General features: G+C 42.1%; 17 protein-coding genes. 2 read left to right on the forward strand and 15 right to left on the reverse strand.

Annotation, left to right across the window (positions count from 1 at the left end; translation table 11 throughout):
* Window positions 1-80: 80 nt before the first annotated feature.
* From PSH41_RS17150 to PSH41_RS17175, 6 genes are all read right to left on the reverse strand, one after another.
* Entirely contained in the window at window positions 81-1,010 is a 930-nt protein-coding gene (locus PSH41_RS17150) for a hypothetical protein (protein WP_273589612.1), read from the reverse strand.
* 170 nt (window positions 1,011-1,180) lie between these two features.
* On the reverse strand, window positions 1,181-2,800 hold the full coding sequence (locus PSH41_RS17155; protein ID WP_273589611.1) for a hypothetical protein: 1,620 nt from the start codon (window positions 2,798-2,800) through the stop codon (window positions 1,181-1,183).
* On the reverse strand, window positions 2,737-3,192 hold the full coding sequence (locus tag PSH41_RS17160; RefSeq protein ID WP_273589610.1) for a hypothetical protein: 456 nt from the start codon (window positions 3,190-3,192) through the stop codon (window positions 2,737-2,739). Before PSH41_RS17160 ends, PSH41_RS17155 begins: the two co-directional genes overlap by 64 nt.
* A gap of 109 nt (window positions 3,193-3,301) precedes the next feature.
* Complete coding sequence (locus PSH41_RS17165) at window positions 3,302-3,646, reverse strand: hypothetical protein (RefSeq protein WP_273589609.1); 345 nt, start codon at window positions 3,644-3,646, stop codon at window positions 3,302-3,304.
* A 69-nt stretch (window positions 3,647-3,715) separates the two neighbouring features.
* Window positions 3,716-4,837 (reverse strand): ParB/RepB/Spo0J family partition protein, encoded by a 1,122-nt coding sequence (locus PSH41_RS17170; protein WP_273589608.1) that lies wholly within the window; start codon window positions 4,835-4,837, stop codon window positions 3,716-3,718.
* A gap of 11 nt (window positions 4,838-4,848) precedes the next feature.
* Window positions 4,849-5,703, reverse strand: a complete 855-nt coding sequence (locus PSH41_RS17175) for a ParA family protein (RefSeq protein WP_273589607.1) — start codon at window positions 5,701-5,703, stop codon at window positions 4,849-4,851.
* A gap of 195 nt (window positions 5,704-5,898) precedes the next feature.
* Here PSH41_RS17175 and PSH41_RS17180 point away from each other — a divergent pair, with 195 nt between their 5' ends.
* On the forward strand, window positions 5,899-6,837 hold the full coding sequence (locus PSH41_RS17180) for a DNA-binding protein (RefSeq protein WP_273589606.1): 939 nt from the start codon (window positions 5,899-5,901) through the stop codon (window positions 6,835-6,837).
* Window positions 6,838-6,897: 60 nt separating this feature from the next.
* Here PSH41_RS17180 and PSH41_RS17185 read toward each other — a convergent pair whose 3' ends face one another.
* From PSH41_RS17185 to PSH41_RS17220, 8 genes are all read right to left on the reverse strand, one after another.
* Entirely contained in the window at window positions 6,898-7,575 is a 678-nt protein-coding gene (locus PSH41_RS17185) for a DNA adenine methylase (RefSeq protein ID WP_175079817.1), read from the reverse strand.
* A gap of 368 nt (window positions 7,576-7,943) precedes the next feature.
* On the reverse strand, window positions 7,944-9,377 hold the full coding sequence (locus PSH41_RS17190; RefSeq protein WP_273589605.1) for a hypothetical protein: 1,434 nt from the start codon (window positions 9,375-9,377) through the stop codon (window positions 7,944-7,946).
* Window positions 9,378-9,623: 246 nt separating this feature from the next.
* Window positions 9,624-9,899 carry a hypothetical protein gene (locus tag PSH41_RS17195; protein ID WP_175079819.1) on the reverse strand — a complete coding sequence of 92 codons (276 nt, stop codon included), beginning with the start codon at window positions 9,897-9,899 and terminating at the stop codon, window positions 9,624-9,626.
* Between the two features lie 90 nt (window positions 9,900-9,989).
* Window positions 9,990-10,352: a hypothetical protein gene (locus PSH41_RS17200; protein ID WP_273589604.1), complete on the reverse strand. Its 363-nt coding sequence runs from the start codon at window positions 10,350-10,352 to the stop codon at window positions 9,990-9,992.
* A 56-nt stretch (window positions 10,353-10,408) separates the two neighbouring features.
* Window positions 10,409-10,621 carry a hypothetical protein gene (locus PSH41_RS17205; protein WP_175079821.1) on the reverse strand — a complete coding sequence of 71 codons (213 nt, stop codon included), beginning with the start codon at window positions 10,619-10,621 and terminating at the stop codon, window positions 10,409-10,411.
* Window positions 10,614-10,889 carry a hypothetical protein gene (locus PSH41_RS17210; RefSeq protein ID WP_175079822.1) on the reverse strand — a complete coding sequence of 92 codons (276 nt, stop codon included), beginning with the start codon at window positions 10,887-10,889 and terminating at the stop codon, window positions 10,614-10,616. Before PSH41_RS17210 ends, PSH41_RS17205 begins: the two co-directional genes overlap by 8 nt.
* 47 nt (window positions 10,890-10,936) lie before the next feature.
* Window positions 10,937-11,158, reverse strand: coding sequence for a hypothetical protein (locus tag PSH41_RS17215; RefSeq protein WP_257327087.1), 222 nt, complete (start codon window positions 11,156-11,158; stop codon window positions 10,937-10,939).
* A 174-nt stretch (window positions 11,159-11,332) separates the two neighbouring features.
* Window positions 11,333-12,709 carry a DNA cytosine methyltransferase gene (locus tag PSH41_RS17220; RefSeq protein ID WP_273589603.1) on the reverse strand — a complete coding sequence of 459 codons (1,377 nt, stop codon included), beginning with the start codon at window positions 12,707-12,709 and terminating at the stop codon, window positions 11,333-11,335.
* A gap of 202 nt (window positions 12,710-12,911) precedes the next feature.
* Here PSH41_RS17220 and PSH41_RS17225 point away from each other — a divergent pair, with 202 nt between their 5' ends.
* Entirely contained in the window at window positions 12,912-13,982 is a 1,071-nt protein-coding gene (locus PSH41_RS17225; RefSeq protein ID WP_273589602.1) for a J domain-containing protein, read from the forward strand.
* A gap of 29 nt (window positions 13,983-14,011) precedes the next feature.
* On the opposite strand, the gene PSH41_RS17230 is transcribed toward PSH41_RS17225, so the two are convergent.
* Window positions 14,012-14,650 carry a hypothetical protein gene (locus tag PSH41_RS17230; RefSeq protein WP_273589601.1) on the reverse strand — a complete coding sequence of 213 codons (639 nt, stop codon included), beginning with the start codon at window positions 14,648-14,650 and terminating at the stop codon, window positions 14,012-14,014.
* Window positions 14,651-14,778: the final 128 nt, after the last annotated feature.

Raw genomic sequence — 14,778 nt, forward strand, 5'->3', positions numbered from 1 at the left:
AAAACTGACACTACAATAGCGTCAGTTTCGATTTGATTCAGCGAAAAGCTAGGGGAACTTTCGGGGGGTTTTTCTTGAGCCTAATTAGGCATGCCTAATTTTGCTACATTTGGTTCCCTATTAACCGCATCCAAGATGCGTTGGTCGAACTCACCACTATCTTCCGCACGTTGATAAAGCGACCACAACACATCGAATCCATACCCAAATTTACGATGTGCCATAAGAAAACGCTCTAATTCAGACATTTTTTGGTTAGCTGTCCATAAACAAATAAAGTCTGCGTAATCGCTTGGGGGAGCCGTTTTAGGCCGACCTTTAAGGGGCGTAACACCCAAACGGAAACGACGAGCTTTCACAGAGTCTTCATTTTCCTCAGAAAAAAGAAAAGACATCATTGCGTAAGTCGCTTTCTTCGACACCAAGATATCCTTAATCCCCTCTCTACGCTCATAGCGCATATGGGAATAGGTGCGTTCACGTATCTTATCTTTATTGAAAGCGAATTTGACACAACGGCGCTCAACCATCTGATTAGCTAACCATTCGAGTTTTCGCGCATCGGCGCGGGAAAGCATACGACGAACTTCAGGGTCAAATTTAATGATCCCATCCATATTCGCGCATGTAAAAGTATCGGCCAAAGAGTCGGCCATAAACATGACAAGCTCACGAACAACCTGACGATGACCATAAATACAGTCCATTTCAGTTGCTTCGCGGCAAATTGGGACCTGTTCAGACCCAATGTTTTTAAGAAGCGTTTTGAGCAACCGCTCATTCACTTCAAAAGTGACAGCGTTCGCCTTCACGTAGTTATTAGCAAGCTTCAATAAAGACGATGAAGTTCCTTGCCTAACAAAGTCGAACGTTTTTTCGTCATACCCAAAAACACCAACAAGAGGATGCTGACTATTATCCGCTTCGGATAGAAGAGCCAGCAGTATTTCCCTCACTAATAGAGGCGCACGTACTAGGTATGGAGTACGCGCAAATGCATGTGCGTCCATACTGCTTTCCCACATTAAATTGTAAAAACCCACTAACAATTATATACGCGGGTGATCAAATTGAACAGGAATTATCCACATTTTTAGTCAAAAAAATACGACAGTATTTGTCCTAATAACCTGTTTTAAGGACGTTTTTCAATACTTTAGTATTATTTCTCATACCTATATTAAGCAATTTCATCCCTTTTTACCACCCAAGCATACGTATTTGCATCCAGGGACTGAAAGGAAGAAGGTACTTGTACATTTAGCAACAATACATTCACAACTTCATCTTGTATCGATATCTCCCAAATGTCTCCACCCTCTTCATTTTCAACCCATGATTGTGACATTTCGAGATCTGTTAATACTTCCTCTGCCACCGTTTTGTATGCTGCCTCATTATCAAGATCGTAGTCACTGCGAACAAATTCCATCACGCCTTTATCTCGCTCAACAACAATTACCTTTTTATTGTCTCGCATTAAGACGTGAACACCATTTTGCGATGGAAACTCACTCACTTGTGCCAAGCACCATTTCAACAAATCAGTCGTGATAGATGACTCCGAACTGAACAGCAATGTCGATTCATCCTCATTTATCCCTGTATTGTCAACATTACTCGATGAATCACTAGGCTCAACGTCTGAAATTGGTACTTTACTCGTACCTTGTGTTTCATTCGGGTCCAATTTATCTTCTCCGGTTTCAGCAACATGATCAGGACCTGGCGACGATGTTGTTGCTGCAAGAAAAGCTGTAAATTCATCCAAAGCATCAGCTGACGAATTTACCGGCGCTTCCTCTTGGGTTGATGATTTACTTTCAGCTGACGATACGACTTTTGGCGAGTTATCACTTATTGGTGCGACTTGATTATCAGTTGCGTCCTGCAACTCTAATGGCGCTTGATCAGTATTTTCCCCATCAGGTTCATTATCAAAAATAGACAAATCTAAGCCATCATTACTTGATACTTCTTCAGAAGCTACAGGTTTGTTTTCCTCTGTTTGTTTAGACTGATTACTACTTTCAAGTAGTTCATCTAGTGAAACACTATCGTCGCCACCACCGAGGCCACTAATCAGATCGTCTAACGAATCACTTTTCTCAGGGTCTTCATTTTCCACAGGCACAGATTCTGAAATCTCAACTTGAGGAATATTTTCAACAGACCGACCTATTGGCGCTGCTCGCATGTCGGCCAATATTCCTGAAAAAAGCCCTTTCTCACCATTACTATAAATCGAGTCGATCAAACCTTTCAAAACATCAGGCTTACTGTGTAACCACTTCCATCCAGTATCGTTCATCATCGCATTGAATATGGATATCGCGTAGACATAAGCGGGATAAAGGCGACTAACCTTAGACAATTTAATTTCACATTCTACTGGCACATTCATCCAGGGATAGAAGTGCGAACGCTCACCTTTTGTCTTTTTGCCCTTAGAAATGGCAGTAAACTCAAAGGAATGGCAAAGCCTTGCCACATATAAAGATGAAAACGCAATCGACAAGCTGAACGTATGAAGATGCACTAAAAGCGGGTCATCCTGCACAGTCCCCTTACTTCTCCGGACCAAACGAACAAACTGATCAACATAATCAGAATACAGTTTACCTTTTTGTTTTTCATATACGCCTAAAGAGCGAGCAACAGAATCTATAATTGGGGAATATAAAGCCTCCCAATATTCATCTGATACCGCTATTATTTTTTTTAATGGAACTACATCTAATGCAGGCTCACGCTGCTTTCTGCTCCAAGGCCATCCCAGTTGCATAACTGCACCACCCATAATTGAAATTCATAAATTTTTTCGCTGTTATTCAAACAATCACTGGCTACTACATTTCCAGCATGCGCCCTGAAATCCTCAAAAGACTCCATCAGTGGTTCCCACACCTTACCAGTAGATTTACAAACAATGTTTTTATTCAAAACAGGTAGTCTGCATAACCAATTAAAGAATAACTCTTCAGTAATTAGAGCTGTTCGCGTCTGCTCTTTCATAAGTTGACAATGAACCTGCATTACAGGATCAAGAGATTCATCCACGTCAGCCACCCCCCGAAACCTCTGCTCTATTACAGACCACGCAGAAAGAAAAGGCCTCAACTCATCTGTTTGAGCAAGAATTTCTTCAATTTCAGAGATCAACTGGGCTCTAAGCCGTGTACTACTGGACATTTAAAACCCCACTTTGATAGTTAGTGGAGCAATTGAATCATACTTAGAGAAAAGGAGGGCGAAGAAAACACCCCCGATGTTCGAGGGGTTTTATTTGATAGGAGTAAAATTAGGCATGCCTAATTATTCTGCCAAGGGCGCTTTCGACTTCATTGGGGTTTAGGTTGCTCAGACCAGTTACTGACAAGACATCATTTACTTCGTCGTCTGAAACATCTACCAATAGGTAAACCAGTAATGCATCAAGCTCTTCATCACTATCGGGGACGTACCCTTTCGACAAGACATAACGAACCATTGTTTTTACTGCCCATTGGGGGACAGACTCACCGCCCATCCAATTCCGCAAAGTACGCCCTGGCACAGCTCTATCGCGTTCTGAATAACCAAAACTCTTTGCTTTTTCAACTAAGCAAATACCCGCAGCCGAATCAGTAGGACCATGATATTTCAAGAACTCCGAGGCAAAGAAGCCCCGAAGTCCCATTGCGTTTTGCCAAGCGTTAGGATTGACCCTCATAACCTAACCCACAAAAATAAGAGCAAGCTCAGACACATCAACGCGAACGGCTGGCTCTTCGCTATTGTCATACTGAATCCAAGCAAACCCCTCTTCCTTGTCTGCACGATCTAATAACAACTTGGCGACCTTTGAGTTATGCATAACATTGATTTCAGTCACGCGCTTTTTCTGAAATGGAGTTTCTTCAGATTCTTCATCTTCCGATTCACCATCGTTAGATTCCGGTGCCTGAGACTTTTTATCAACTTTTTCCGACTGAACTTTATCAGCCGGTTCAACTCCATCCTGTTCGGTTTCTAACTGAAACTCTTCTTCAAGTTCGTTCTCACCACCGGTCATTCCATCTGGTGTAGGGGTTTTTGAGTTAGGACGCTTTTCGTGTTCTTTACGCTCTTCAAGCGCAGCAATTTGGTCATCGATAGGCGTTTCTAAATCTTTAACACTCAGCGATTTCGCCCATTTTCTAGTAAGGCTATCATTCTGAATTGCCCATTCAATTAACTGCTTAGTCTTATCAGCATCTTTGCGAGCTAAACGAATCAATACAGCCAAGGTACTATAGTCCCTGCAAACACCCTTTTCGTATAACTCATCAATGAAGTTAAGATTTTTATCCACCCCCAGCTTGTTCAATTGCATAATTTCAGAAATGTCAGCAACAGACTTATTAGGATCGCAATCCGCAATTTGTTTCTGAGTTAAACCCGCAGCTTTCAGAACCTCATAAGATTTAGCCAAATCTTTAGGTGCAAGCTTTACCGCACTTTGATTAGAAATCACCTGGACAGCATGCTTAGTATCAAAGCTTTTTAATCGAACACTGACTTTGATAGTATCGTGGCCTGCATATTTGGCAGCTCGCCATCTACGCTCACCGTCTATAATCATGTAACGCCCATCTTCTTGCTCTTCAACAAGAGGCGGATAAATAATTCCTCCGGTTATGGGAAAAGTGTTTACAATCCCCATAATACCAGCATCATCAAGGCCTTCTGTACGTGGTTGTGTTGGATCTGGATAAACATCATCAATAGGTAGTTCAACACCATATTCAACGTCACCACCTTGAACACCACTAATGAGATCCATGAAACCACCAGTGTCTAAATTACTTTTACTCATGACCAATCCCCTTACTTAATTCTGTCGTTAATAGCGTCAATAGCGTTTCGGAATGCGCGGCCTACTGTGGCAGCGTTACCATTTGGAGGGCTAACCCAACACGCTCTACCGGCCATGCGCGCCTCTTTGATACTAAGGGAATCCGGCAAATAATTTGGGATCAACAACTGCTTATAATCTCGTTCAATCTGAGCCAATATATCAGCGTAAGGATTCTCACCTTTACGAGTAGTTGGCTTTTTAAAGAAGTTAATGTAAACACCGCCAATCTGTACACCGGCACGTAAACCAGTCTTAACAGCCTTGACAGTCTTTAATAATGAAATCAGACCTTCGTTTGAAAAATCATCAATTGTGACCGGCACGAAAATGTAATCAACGGTATTGATTGCGGCCAACTGAGTGACACCGAGCGATGGCGGCGTATCAATAAGAATGTAATCAACATCAATTTTATCAAGATGTTTCTTTGGGTTCCCGATGAGACTTTTTGCCTCTCGCCCAGCTGCAAGCACATTTGCAATGCGTTCTTTATGCGCTGGTATAACATGAAGGTTTTGATGAATTGGAGACTGATACATAACAATATCGTCTTGCTTCAAATCCGAGTTGAAGAGCTCAGCTGATGTAAAGCCGTTTTTCTCTACCCATTCAACCTCTTTGATTGAACCCAGTAAAAGCTTACTCATATTGCGCTGACCGTCGAAATCGACAACTAATACTCGATATCCTTGCTCAGCCAGTCTGTATGCCTGGTTGAATTCAACTGTTGTTTTGCCGACTCCACCCTTTTCATTTGAGTGAACGCATGATTTAGCCACCTTCTTCAAGACAAAGGACGGCTTAACCGGTGTGATAGTTTCCATAATTAACTCCTAGAGCGTGGGCTTTAAACCCGTTTTATAAACCATACAGTATGTATTGGTTAAACATACATTAACTGACTTTTAACTGGGATACAATACCCCGAACAAAAAAAACGAACGAACACCGTTCGTTTATTGTTTGTTGTTCGTTTGTTTATATTGTAGACTCGATTTATCGATAGAGTGAGGGCGAAAATGATGAATGCAGATCTACAAGAGCGAGTTAATCAGATATGTAATGACTTGTACGGCAAAGGGGAAAAAATCAGCGTAAGAGCTGTTTTGTCTCTTCTTCCAGATGTAAGCAGTACCAGCACCATGCATAAGTACGTCAAAGCGTGGCGGGATGAACTGCAAGCAAACCAGCAATCGCTAATGGAGCGACTTGGTTTTTCTGAAAAGTTTACTCAGTCTTTTTTAGAAGAATTCAGCCGGTTTAATACGGAAGCAGAAAAGCGGTGGCGAGAAACTGCGGAACAAGCCAGGGAACAGGCCAGAGAAGCAATTGAAGATCTGGAACGTATTGAAGAGAAATATCATAGACAGCAAGCATTACTAGAGCAAAACCAAATAGCAATCAAACAGCTCGAAGAACAATGCCGCGAAAAGGCCAATACTCATCAACGAATTGAAACAGAACTCAGGAATCGCATTGATCAACTCGATAAAGATAAATCGAATTTAGCTGAAACTAACGAAGCGCTACGCACTGAAATAGCTAAATCACAGCTTAAACTTGAAAATAATGAAAAATACGTCACAGAAGTAAAAGAAAATCAGCGCAGAGTAACGCAAGAACTTCAGGTTGCTAATCAGAAAATCACTGAGCAAGCGGCCACAATTGCTAAACTAGAAACTAATACCGAACGTGATGTAAAACAAATCGAAGATTTACGCAACAGTACGGTTGATTATCGCCGGTTAATGGAAGAAAGTGAAAAACGAGCTGGCAAACTTGAAGATAAGATAAGAGAACTAGAAACTCAGTTAACAGCTGTTAGAAAGGGCTCTGAAGATAAACTTTCAGCGTTGAAAGTAGATAATGAAAAACTAGCTAAAGATAATGCAGACAAAGAGCGCCGGTTAATACAGCAAGATAAAGTAATAGATAAGTTAACCAACCAGACTGAATAATAATTTCAACTCCCTATCGATACCTACTATGCCAGCTGCAGCTGGCATAGTTATTTATGACTATGTTTCTGAAAGAGCCTGAATCATCGCGGCCATAACTGCTTGGCGCTCACCTATAGGCAACTTCTTTATTTTAGCTGCCCACCTATCCGCTTTCCTTTGAATTCTTTGCCTATCTGTAAAGTTTTTTCCCGCATACGTATGATAATGAACTTCCCCAGGAATAAAATTGCACCAAAGCTTTTCAGTTCGCACCCCTCCCCTGGACATTGCCTGAAAGGTATCGGACCACCACCCTGCACCGTCAACGAGAACAGAATCATATAAATCGCTAGGGTATCCAGAAAGAATGATATTAGCCGGTAATGACTGGATTAACTCAAGCAATGTAATGTGTTGGTCCTCAGTAAGCTCATGCTCATATCGAGCGTTGCTGGTTCGCGTACTAGGTAAATAAGGAGGGTCTAAATAAAGACAAACGCGACCATTATTTTGAAAATCAAAATCACGTAAGAACTGAAAGGCACACATATGAACCAGTTCAGCGCTGGGATGATCTAAAGAAGAAAGGCAACGAGGGTTTAAATCAACTCCAATATCACGTTGAGCAGGCGCTTTGTGACGTAATACAGCACCCGTACCAAGGAAAGGCTCTATAAAAGTATCATGTGGCGGGATGAGTTGCACAATACGCTGATAAACACCGCTACCATTTTTAGCACCCAAGTAATTTTGCATAAGTAGAAACCCATATTACAATATAGCAACGAACATAGTCAGAACTGTCTATGCTGTCAATTCAAATTAGGCATGCCTAATTTCTAAAGATATAAAGCTATGACCTATGGACTTGTGAATTTACGCTACGCGCAACAGCCTTACCGTATGGACAAGCATATGGATAACTCATGGACGGACAAGCCGACCACAAGTTACCCACACGCATTGACCACACTCACGGCTTAATTCACGAATTCCACAGGCCCAAAGAAATAATAATTTTCTTCTTATTATTTTTTTTATGTACAAACTTTATTATTCCAAGTCCATGTTGTGTACAAACTTTTTTGTCAGTGTACAAACTTTATTAAACCAATAATCCATTTTTACTCACCTACCGGACATATCTGTGGGGGGGAATATATAGAAGCGGACCTAATTACCGGATGATTCATTACCTCTGCCCAATAACGTCTAACCGTTCTTTCACTCCGGCCACAAATCGCAGCTACAGTTACTTGAGTTGGGGTGACATTTTGAGTTAGAAGCTCCCTGGCCGCACGTAGGATGCGACTTAGAGTTGATTCGGCTTTCTTCTTGGCCGTAGACACCGCAGCAGCTTGTCTAGCAGCCTTCACTTCTTCGGGGGTAAGCTTGGTTTTGTCTTGGTACAGAAATGAAACATCCATACCTAATTGGCGTTGCAGATAGTCTGCTATTGAATCCTTTTTGTATTTGTATAACGTTGTTTTTGCTGTCTTCAGGTATTTGCCTAGTTCTTCGTCCGTTAGGCCAATATGACGCTCGTTAAGCTGTCTTACTCGCTGGTAAGCAGCCTCTTCATCTTGAATATGCCTTAGCGCCACAAACAATATAAACGCCGTACTATCGCGCATCCCCTCTTTTACAGGGTTACTATTAATGTGCTGAAGGATATGGGTGTATATCTTGAACCACCATTGACCTATCGTATGTTTCCCACCGTTAGGGTTTTTATATACGTTTGGATCTTTTGGGGGTGATTTACGAGGTCTTGCGGGGGCAGAAATAGGCTGAACTAACGTGAGGTGCTTAGGTTTTGCAATTTGAACATTTAAAGACTTTGCAAGTTCTTCAAAGCTAAATACATCGCCGCAAGAATAAAATTCTACAGTTCGTTTTGTTGATCCGTGTCTTGAACCTGGCATTCTTAGCACTCGCGCAGGGTCTTTACTCGCGCCAAGATCTACATGCCAAAGGTTGCCACCTTTTAACTTACCCACTAAAGAAGAGGCGATATCTCGCCATGCAGCAACACGCCATTTATATGCATCAACACCGGCATACATCCAGTAAAGATGCACACCACCGGAGCCCGATAGCACATAGCCAGTTGGCAGAGGTACGCCCTGTGATTCCAACTGATTAAATACTTCACTTACTACTTGAGCCTCCTGCTCTTTAGAAAGCGATTTTTTGGTTTCCCTGGTAGTTCCAGCTGGCGTATTGATATCAATCTCTAACCAATTGGCATGCAGTGAAGCCAATTGCTTTGAATTGCGCCAATCAAAAAACTGATTAGGTGACACAAAACAGTCCATCGAGCAATCACGCCCGATAGATGCATCAAGATAGAATTGAGATAGCTTGCACGTCTTTTTTCCAGATTGACGTGTACCGATAGCTCGCCAAGGCGAATTATCGTCTGCTATACGATATGACCACACATAACGGCAGTGCGCTTCCTTACCAATGCCCATCATCTGATTGAAATCAGTCGAAGGACGCTTCTGGTAATCCTGAAGCTGCCTAGTGCTTTTTAATAGACTATTCTCTGACATCACCACCCGATCCCTGCCACATTGACGGAATCGAGTAGTAACGTGGGTTTGCGCTTCCCATAATTTCCCTTTTTTTACTTATACTTACTTCTAGTTGCTTTTATTAGGCAAAAAGGTACTTGACCGGTTGGGGGGAAACGACTAATATTTGAGGTGCGAATTCAATATCTAGTGCTTCCAACCGTTACCGGTTTGTTGCTACTCGAACAAATAGCCTCGTTTCTACGAGGCTTTGTTTTTTCTAAATCATGCCGCTACTCCGGCAAACTTTTCATTATCAATCACGAAATTTTTAATCCCCAATTTTCTTGTTAGCTTCCATGCGCTTTCGATTGTTGAAAACGTTCTTGGTTCTGGCTTATTAACCATCGCCAAAAATGCGTCTATTTCACCGTTCTGGCTGCGTACACGCATTACTTGTTTCTTACCTTCAGGATCTGGCAGCAATGCAGCTTCCACAGCCAAATGCATGCGCGTTAGCTCCTGAATGCGTTCTTGACTAATTAATGGTTGCATCTGCATACCTGGCTCCTATGGAAATATCTCGACCCTAAGTGTTGCAAGTTTTTTACATTCGATCAAGTTTTTTTGGGCAAAAAAACATTTTTGGATCTAAAAAAGTTTTCCTAGTGCTTTTTTTACCCTCTCCTGGTTAGTTAAACCATCGGTATCAGCATTCGCTATCAATCGGTCCACTTCATCTAACAGGGTTTCAACCGCGCTATCGCTTACAGTCTCCACAATATCGCTATCTATTCCGACCCAATGACTTACAACGACAACACACTGAAAAACATCATGGTTGGTCGCTGGCCTATAGTTACTGTTGGCTGTTCCGGACATCAGGCCTCTCAATCTTGAGCCCGTTAAATCAGGATGTATCTGTTTAGCCATTCTTATATAGTCACTACTTTTAAGACCTGTCAGGCTCCACAACCCTTTAATCAGTCGATTATTCTTATTTTCTTTTTCCATTTGATACAAAAAAAGCCGCTATAAAATGCGGCCCTTTTTCTTATATATGCCCGTAGTTAATGTAGAGTGTGTAACATATCGTTGAACTGATCAACCAACTGCTGCACATCAACATCGCCATCAAAGGGACTATCTTTTAGCAATTGCTCGACAATTTGATTGTCGAACTGCTTGCCAGCCTGCTTCAATGTATTACACATTGATTCAAGCTGGCTTGCGGGGCCTGCTTCAAGATCAAACCACTGAAACGCTTGCCAGGTATTATGCATGAGCTTTCCCCCCATCGATGAGGGAAAACCGTAGTTTACGCTCTCGCACCAAAACTTGATGTTCGGGAAGTTCATTCACTACCTGAAATAAAGGCATACCAGTGTGTTCTTGCTGCAACTTCTTCACTTTCGCACCCAATCGGGCAGAAGCTTCCGCACAACGTTGTAGACTAAGCTTTTCAGCCTCTGAAGAAGCCTTATTTGCTCTGTCTGTAAAGTGCTTAGCGCCCAGTGAAATAGTATCCGCTAAAGACATTCTCTTGTTCATAGTGATTCCTCATTACGTATAACAGGCAGCTCGAAAGCGCCTTCTAATTAAATTGCTTGTTGTTGCTTAACGAATTGTACTAAACGGTCGTGTTTCTCAGTATCGGACTTTGGGAACTGAGTTAGTGAGCCATTAAGTGATGTGTGAAGTAGATAGACGTTATTATTTTGGTAGGCGACTCGATACCCTTGAGTATTCAGCCCCATCGCACAAACGCCCATACAAATTCCATCGTTAGCAACATCGCAAATACGGTTGCATGATTTCATTGCGTTCCTCGTTACGTGTTGAAGGCAGCTCGAAAGCGCCTGTTTTATTTGTGGCCGTGAAGCCAATTAGACACCTTAAATATATCACAGAAAGATTAAAATGCACTAATGGCCATCATAGTCATTTTTAACTATGCTCGATAAAAAAATGCACCCCGAAGGATGCATTTATTTTTAGGCAGCTTTTAACATATCGTTGTCGCTTGAAGCTTCAGAAACCCACTTGCCAAGAGCGTAACCAACAGCCGTAAAGACTGGGTAACACACGCCTTGCCCCAGGATCTCGTGAGATACGGTTGCCGATACACCATGTATCAGCTTCACCGGCACACCTTTTAAGGCTGCATGCTCAGTAGGAGTAAATAGCCTGCTACGCACACCATCCGGATGCACAACATAAGCATCGGTTGACCCCGCTTTGTGATACAAGCGTCTAATCGTAGGTACTGAAGACTCAGTTCCATCAATTAATACACGCTTGAACCCTTTACCAGCGGCTTTATCGCGCTTTTCCTTATCAATTAAATACTGATAAGTACGCCAACACTCAGCATCCAGAGGTACATCTTCAAGAACTTCAGATACAGTCTGCGGTTTTGTTGCAATTGGCTTAACTAAATCCATTTTAAATTCAGTTAGGCCTTTTGACGTTGCAACTACGCACATCCGATCTCGATTCTCAAGACAGCCATATTCATTACCGTTCAGTGCAGACATATCAAGGGTATACCCCCATGTTTCTAACACTGATTTTATGACGGCCATACTCAATTCTTGAGCATAGTCAATCACGTTTTCTACGACAATGATTGAAGGCTGACACTGCGCCACGAAGGACAAAAAATGAACAAAACAGGCCCCCGAGGAATCGTGCAGCTCAGCGGCTCTGATGCCATTCTTGGCCTTTCCAGCACGGCTTGTACCCGTGCAGGGTACACCCGCAACAAGGATATCAACCTTTGGCGGATTCTTCAGTTCAACAAATTCAATTCCACTTTCGATAAGAATTGAATCATCACGGAAAAGTTCTGGTTGATTCGCTACCATCGTATCGAGGTACTGACGTTCCTGTTCTACGATGAATTTTGTATAGCAGTTAATACCGGCCTTTGTTAAACCTTCATGTAGTGCAGCATCGATGATACCGCCCCCTGAAAATAACGAACCGATAGTAAGCGCTTCACCGTTTTTAACCTTACGATTAAAGCGGTCAACGCGCTCTGCTGTTTTACGATCAATACCATGAACCTCAATAGTAGCCACACCGTTCTTGACCACCACACGAAGAAGAACACCTACATCACCAAACATTTCCCCAAGTTCATCATCTTTGATTTCAATTAACGGAAACGTCCGGCCATTCCGGTTGCGCTGAGAGACGGAAAAACGCCCTTCATCTGCAACTTTCAGTACGACAACTTTCTTTTCATGATCAAGCACGACATCGAGCTTTTGGCCTACTTGGAAGTTGCTGCTTAACTTACTTCCTTCCAACCACACTCTAGGTACACCGCGATTTTCGCCAAGACGAGTATTAATTACTGTCAACATACATTCACCTCTTTACGTATTACGGGCAGCTGGGAAGCGCCCTTTTTAGTTATTTAATAATCAACACCAGGTTAGCAAAATTCCCCCCAATGTCTAGTATCTCGACGCACATACACCTATAATCAAAGTGATTTACGCCATTTTTGGCAACACAAAAACAGGCGCTCTATGAGCTGCCTTCAACACGTAAAGAGGAAACACTATGAATATACATAGCGCTATTGAGTTGATCGCATCTGCTGGCAATGGCATTGCTGCTGATTTCACTGAACTGAAACGTCTGTACAAACGTGCAGCCTTAGCTTGTCATCCAGACCGAGTTAACAGCAATGAATCATCAGTATCAATGAAAACATTGAATGAAGCGTGGGATTTTGTATCCGGCAAGGTGGAGTTAGTAAACTACACACTTAACGGCACATCAAATAACGTTCGTACTGCAAAGGTCAACGACCCTATTGAGTCACACGAACTAACCCACTCTAACTTACCGGCCTTTGCGAGCCGTGAAACTCTACTCCGTGAAGCATTCATGATCATCGATGATGAAAAATGGAATAATTGGACGGATGTTCGCTTTAAAACGGTTTACTTTAGCAAGTACCAGGTGCGCGTACACACCTACAGTAGTTCAATCCACATAACAACTCTTGCCAACGCGCTTGAGGCCAGAAAAACTTGTGAGAAATACACAATTCACTGGAACGTAGGATCAGACGCTGAAGGTTACAGCCGCTTTCTTGAATGGGTTCGCAATATAAGCCAAACCGAGTGCATTACAGGTGTTATTGCTCATCTGTATATTGCAAACTATCAAGAACGCCGCGATGGTGTATTTGAAGCTGAATTAATGCCAGGGCTCACAGTAACGCGAAGAGAAGTAAAGTCAGGTCAGGTGTTCTCACCTTTCAAACTTCACAAACTCAAGCCTCTAACTGAGATACCTGAAAAGGTTCGTGCTTTACACTTAATCAAAATGCTCGCTAACGGCCAGTACCGTCAACTGCATAGAAAGAGTTACCTTACTGATGATTATGCTTATGATGCCGCGAACAATCACGGTGCAAAAGTATATGAAAACCCCTTCCCTCTTCTGGCTGATCTCATCGAGAACCGAAGCGGAGGTTTCCACTTTTTCCATAGTGGTCATGGGGTGTACAGTTTTGGTGATCATATGAACGATAGTAAGTCTATCGTGCCGGTGATTGACAACCGTTTTCCAGCCGTAGATTTGATATCTACCAAGCAAAACGAACAAGCCTATCTCCAATAACAAGCAGGCCCTTTTAAGGGCCTGTTTTTTTATCTATTCATAACATATTTTTTTGCTGTTTCTCTGGACATCCCTTGTGCAGCCATAAGAAACCTCACACTTTGTTCTTTAAGCATAATTTGTTCTGTCTCTAAGTATTTATATGTTACCGGCCTTCTTTTCCTTGCCAATATTTTGCGTATTTTACCCTCATTATCGTTTGAGCCCATTTTTAGCATTTCAATCATTTCTATTTGATATGGTTGAGCCTTTGAAAAATATTCCACGGCCACAGCAGAGGCATCATGAGCAATGGCGCAATCACAAATAACATTTTGCGCCGCCGATACCCCAACGCTATCACCGGCATTCCTGTTTACCTCCAACGCAGCTTGCGCGTACATAATGCAGCGTTCAACATCACCAGTTTGAAGATACATTCTTGCTATGTAGCCATATAGGAAATTTAAAGCTTGCAACACACAAACTTCTTTTTCAAAAATAAGAAGATCATCCAATAAATCTTTATTTTCTTTTAAATCAAACGCTGGGTCATCGAATCCGCGAAATGCCAAACAAATGCTTTCAAACCGATCACCCAACTCACCGCCTTTATCCAAATGCTCATGTATAATTGCATTCTTTATGGCTGATATATGATCTTCCATCATATTAAACGCACTTTCCACAATAACGCCTTTTTATATCTTTTCGTAAAATCAAGAGTAGTAACTTATCCATATCCAATCAACTAAGTCAGTTGAATATGTCTTTGTCATATCCTGTTAGGCATGCCTAATTATGTAAGTTGCCAGCG

Origin of the sequence: Pseudoalteromonas sp. CST2, assembly GCF_028599385.1 — a bacterium.
In the GTDB taxonomy this organism is placed as follows: domain Bacteria; phylum Pseudomonadota; class Gammaproteobacteria; order Enterobacterales; family Alteromonadaceae; genus Pseudoalteromonas; species Pseudoalteromonas atlantica.